Below are 3,773 nucleotides of genomic sequence, written 5' to 3' on the forward strand. Positions count from 1 at the left end.
CTCGTCCGGCGCGACAGCAGTTCGAGCGAATTGAAGCCGTACAGCGTCGTCAGGCACAGCGAATCGACGCCGATGCGATCCTGCTGCTCGGCATCGGCGAATCGAGCGACGCGCATCACATGTCGTCGCCGCATCCGGACGGGCTCGGCGCGCGCGTCGCCATCGAGCAGGCGCTTGCGTCCGCCGGCCTCGGCGCGAACGACATCGACTACGTGAACCTGCACGGCACCGCGACGCCGAGCAACGACGCGGCCGAAAGCCGCGCGATCGGCGCGCTGTTCGCCGGCACGCCGTGCAGCTCGACGAAGGGCGCGACCGGCCATACGCTCGGCGCGGCGGGCGCGCTCGAGGCGGTCGTCGCCGCGCTCGCGCTGCGCGGACAGTTCGTGCCGGCGGGCGTCAACACGACGCAACCCGACCCGACACTCGTCGCCGATTACGTGCTCGCGAGCCGCGATGCGCGCGTGCGCGCCGTCCTCTCCAATTCGTTCGGCTTCGGCGGCACGAATTGCAGCCTGATCCTCGGCCGCGCCGACCACGCACGCCGTTGAGGCCCGCCATGACACTGACCGCCTTCATCGAAAGCATCGGCCTCGTCGGCCCGGGATTGAGCGGCTGGCCGCACGCGGCCGACGTGCTCGCGGGCCGCGCGCCGTATGCGCCCGCCCGCACCGAGCTGCCGCCGCCGGCCGGCCTGCCGTCGGCCGAGCGGCGCCGCACGGGCCCCGTCGTGCGCACGGCGCTCGCGGCCGGCCACGAAGCGGTGGCCGCAAGCGCACGCGACGCCGCGACGCTCGCGACCGTGTTCAGCGCGTCGGGCGGCGACGGCCAGAACTGCCACGCGATCTGCGAAACCCTCGCCGGCGACGATCGCCAGTTGTCGCCGACGCGCTTCCACAACTCCGTGCACAACGCGCCGGCCGGCTACTGGAGCATCGCGACCCGCGCGATGGCGACGTCGAACGTGCTGTGCGCGCACGACGGCAGCTTTGCCGCCGGGCTGCTCGAGAGCCTGTGCCAGGTCGTCGTCGATCGCGTGCCGACGCTGCTGATCGCGTACGACACCGACTATCCGGAACCGCTGCGCGCGGTGCGGCCGATCGACGATGCGTTCGGCGTCGCGCTCGTGCTCGCGCCGGAAGCAAGCGAACACGCGCTCGCCCGCATCGACGTGCAACTCACCGACACCCCCGCCACGACGCTCGCGCACGCCGGGCTCGACGCGCTGCGTGCCGGCAATCCGGCCGCGCGCGTGCTGCCGCTGCTCGAGGCGCTCGCCGCGCGGCGTTCGACACGCGTCGTGCTCGACTACCTGGCCGATACACGCGTGCAGGTCGATGTCGCGATGCCGGATACGTTCGCGGAGCGTGCGTGATGACCGCGACGATCCCGCTCGCGCCGCCGCTCGACCACGCGTGGATCGCCGCGCACATTCCGCACGACGGCGCGATGTGCGTGCTCGATACGGTCGATGCGTGGGATGCCGCCCGCATCCGCTGCACCGCGACGAGCCACCGTCATCCGCACAACCCGCTGCGCGCGCACGGCCGGCTCGCGTCCGTCTGCGGCATCGAATACGCGGCGCAGGCGATGGCCGTGCACGGCGCGTTGCTCGGTGCGCACGAAGCGCGCCCGCGCGTCGGCTATCTGGCGAGCGTGCGCAACGTCGACGCGTTCGTCGACCGGCTCGACACCTTCACGCAGCCGCTCGTCGTCGAAGCGGAACGCGTGAGCGGCGACGCCCGCTCGGTGCTGTACGGCTTCGCGCTGCGCTGCGGCGAGCGCGTGCTGCTGTCCGGCCGCGCCGCGGTGATGCTCGACGCATCGGCGGCCGGCGTGCTTCGCCCGGCGCCCGCCGGCGACGCGAATCCTCGCTGAAGAGGCTTGTTCAACGGAAGGAAACCAGGTCGTGAAAGTTCGTCAGTTCATTGGTACCGCGCTCGTTCTGGCGCTGATCAGCCCGATCGCGCACGCGGACATGTCGGAAGTGAAGCAGGACATCAAGCGCGATTCGAAGGAAGCCGCGCACAAGACCGGCGAGGCGGCCCGCAGCTTCGGCCACGCGACCGCGAGTGCGGCGAAGGCGGTCGGGCACGGCGTCGCACACGTCTCGCGCGAAGGCTGGGATGCCACCAAGCGCACGACGAAGCGGATCTTCCACAAGAACGGCTCCGGCGAGTCGGGCGGAAAGAGCGATTGACGACGGGCGTCGCGCGCACCGCCTTGCGGCATGCGCGCGACGCGTGACCGCGCGTCAACGGTGATGCGTGACTGCCGCCATGCCACCGCCGTCAACGCGCGCCGCGCATGCGGCGTGCCGGCCTGGCCCGCACGCGCGCGAAACACTTGCCGTAAGCGACGAGCCAGCAATCGCGATGATCGAAGTTCCGCAGCAGCCGCGCACGGCGCCGTTCGAGCCAGAAGAGCGAGATCGCCATCGTCAGCGCGACGGCCAGTGCCGCGCCGCCGATCGCGAGTCCCATCCAGGTGTCGCTCATGCCTTCTCCGGAATGCGGGGCCGCACCGGCACACCTGTGCCGCCGCGGCACTGGAACCAGCGGAACACGGCCCGGCACGGGCATGCGCGCCGTCCGGGCCGCCGTGCGTCAGTGCATGTGCTGGCCGCCGTTGATCGCGATGTTGGAGCCCGTCACGAAGCCGGCCTCCTCCGAGCACAGGTAAGCGACCAGCGCCGCGACTTCCTCGGGCTTGCCGAGCCGGCCCGCCGGAATCTGCGGGAGGATCTTCGAGTCGAGGATGTCCTGCGGGATCGCCGTGACCATCTTCGTCGCGAGGTAGCCCGGCGACACGGTGTTCACCGTCACACCCTTGCGCGCGATCTCGAGCGCGAGCGATTTCGTGAAGCCGTGCATGCCGGCCTTCGCGGCCGCGTAGTTGGTCTGGCCGACCGAACCCTTCGAGCCGTTCACCGACGAGATGTTGACGATGCGGCCCCAGCCGCGCTCGACCATGCTTTCGCAGACCGGCTTCGTCATGTTGAACACGGAATCGAGGTTCGTGCGGATCACCGCATCCCAGTTGACCTTGTCGAGCTTGCGCAGCGTCATGTCGCGCGTGATGCCCGCGTTGTTCACGAGAATGTCGACCGGGCCGACGTCCCGGGCGATCTTCTCGATGCATTGCTGGCACGAATCGTGGTCGGCCACGTCCACCGGATACGCATGGAACTCGCGGCCGGCCGCATGCATCTCGGTCAGCCAGCGGTCCGCGCCGGTGTTGCTCGGCGAATACGTGACGACTACCCGGTGGCCCGCGTCGTTCAACCTGATGCTGACCGCTTCGCCGAGGCCGCCCATTCCACCAGTCACAACTGCAATTCGCTTAGTCATCCTATAAATTACCGACAAAAAAGTAATCGATGAAAGCGGGGCGACGGCATCGCACATGCTGCCGCCCCACCGCTTCGATGCGCAACCGCCCGCGTTGCAGGCACGGCACGCACCGGCACCTCGCGCGTGTTGTTGACCACTTGTCGTGCGCGAAAACCGCTTCACCCGCGTGCGGCGCTCACCGGCGCCGCACGCGGGACGAATCGTCAGGCCCCGCTCAGGCGCGCTCGACCGCGAGCGCGACGCCCATCCCGCCGCCGATGCACAGCGACGCCAGCCCGCGCTTCGCGTCGCGCTTCTGCATTTCATGCAGCAGCGTCACCAGGATCCGGCAGCCCGACGCGCCGATCGGGTGACCGATCGCGATCGCCCCGCCGTTCACGTTCACCTTCGACGTGTCCCAGCCCATCTGCTTGTGCACCG

General features: G+C 69.9%; 6 protein-coding genes and 1 pseudogene. 4 read left to right on the top strand and 3 right to left on the bottom strand.

Annotated elements, in window-relative coordinates:
• The 4 genes from DPV79_RS41235 to DPV79_RS41250 form a co-directional block, all read left to right on the top strand.
• On the top strand, positions 1 to 551 hold a 551-nt coding region (locus DPV79_RS41235; protein WP_482764121.1), incomplete at its 5' end, for a beta-ketoacyl-[acyl-carrier-protein] synthase family protein.
• An 8-nt stretch (positions 552 to 559) separates the two neighbouring features.
• Positions 560 to 1,375: a beta-ketoacyl synthase chain length factor gene (locus tag DPV79_RS41240; RefSeq protein WP_113048157.1), complete on the top strand. Its 816-nt coding sequence runs from the start codon at positions 560 to 562 to the stop codon at positions 1,373 to 1,375.
• Complete coding sequence (locus DPV79_RS41245) at positions 1,375 to 1,878, top strand: hotdog family protein (protein ID WP_060049394.1); 504 nt, start codon at positions 1,375 to 1,377, stop codon at positions 1,876 to 1,878. Before DPV79_RS41240 ends, DPV79_RS41245 begins: the two co-directional genes overlap by 1 nt.
• A 31-nt stretch (positions 1,879 to 1,909) precedes the next feature.
• A complete protein-coding gene (locus DPV79_RS41250; protein ID WP_059589684.1) occupies positions 1,910 to 2,200 on the top strand; it encodes a hypothetical protein in 291 nt (96 codons plus the stop codon).
• A gap of 91 nt (positions 2,201 to 2,291) precedes the next feature.
• Here the strand turns inward: DPV79_RS41250 and DPV79_RS41255 are convergent, their stop codons facing one another.
• The 3 genes and pseudogenes from DPV79_RS41255 to DPV79_RS41265 all read right to left on the bottom strand — a co-directional run.
• Complete coding sequence (locus DPV79_RS41255; RefSeq protein ID WP_048025658.1) at positions 2,292 to 2,498, bottom strand: hypothetical protein; 207 nt, start codon at positions 2,496 to 2,498, stop codon at positions 2,292 to 2,294.
• Positions 2,499 to 2,606: 108 nt separating this feature from the next.
• Positions 2,607 to 3,350, bottom strand: a complete 744-nt coding sequence (gene phbB / locus DPV79_RS41260) for an acetoacetyl-CoA reductase (protein ID WP_048025659.1) — start codon at positions 3,348 to 3,350, stop codon at positions 2,607 to 2,609.
• 217 nt (positions 3,351 to 3,567) lie between these two features.
• Positions 3,568 to 3,773 (bottom strand): annotated as a pseudogene (locus tag DPV79_RS41265) (acetyl-CoA C-acetyltransferase); the annotation flags it as partial.

This window comes from Burkholderia reimsis (assembly GCF_003294055.1).
Classification (GTDB): Bacteria; Pseudomonadota; Gammaproteobacteria; order Burkholderiales; family Burkholderiaceae; genus Burkholderia; species Burkholderia cepacia.

Bases quoted from the DNA above. Each gene is read 5' to 3' on its own strand.
- DPV79_RS41240 (WP_113048157.1), top strand. From the start codon at position 560: ATGACACTGACCGCCTTCATCGAAAGCATCGGCCTCGTCGGCCCGGGA.
- DPV79_RS41245 (WP_060049394.1), top strand. From the start codon at position 1,375: ATGACCGCGACGATCCCGCTCGCGCCGCCGCTCGACCACGCGTGGATC.
- DPV79_RS41255 (WP_048025658.1), bottom strand. From the start codon at position 2,498: ATGAGCGACACCTGGATGGGACTCGCGATCGGCGGCGCGGCACTGGCC.
- phbB (WP_048025659.1), bottom strand. From the start codon at position 3,350: ATGACTAAGCGAATTGCAGTTGTGACTGGTGGAATGGGCGGCCTCGGC.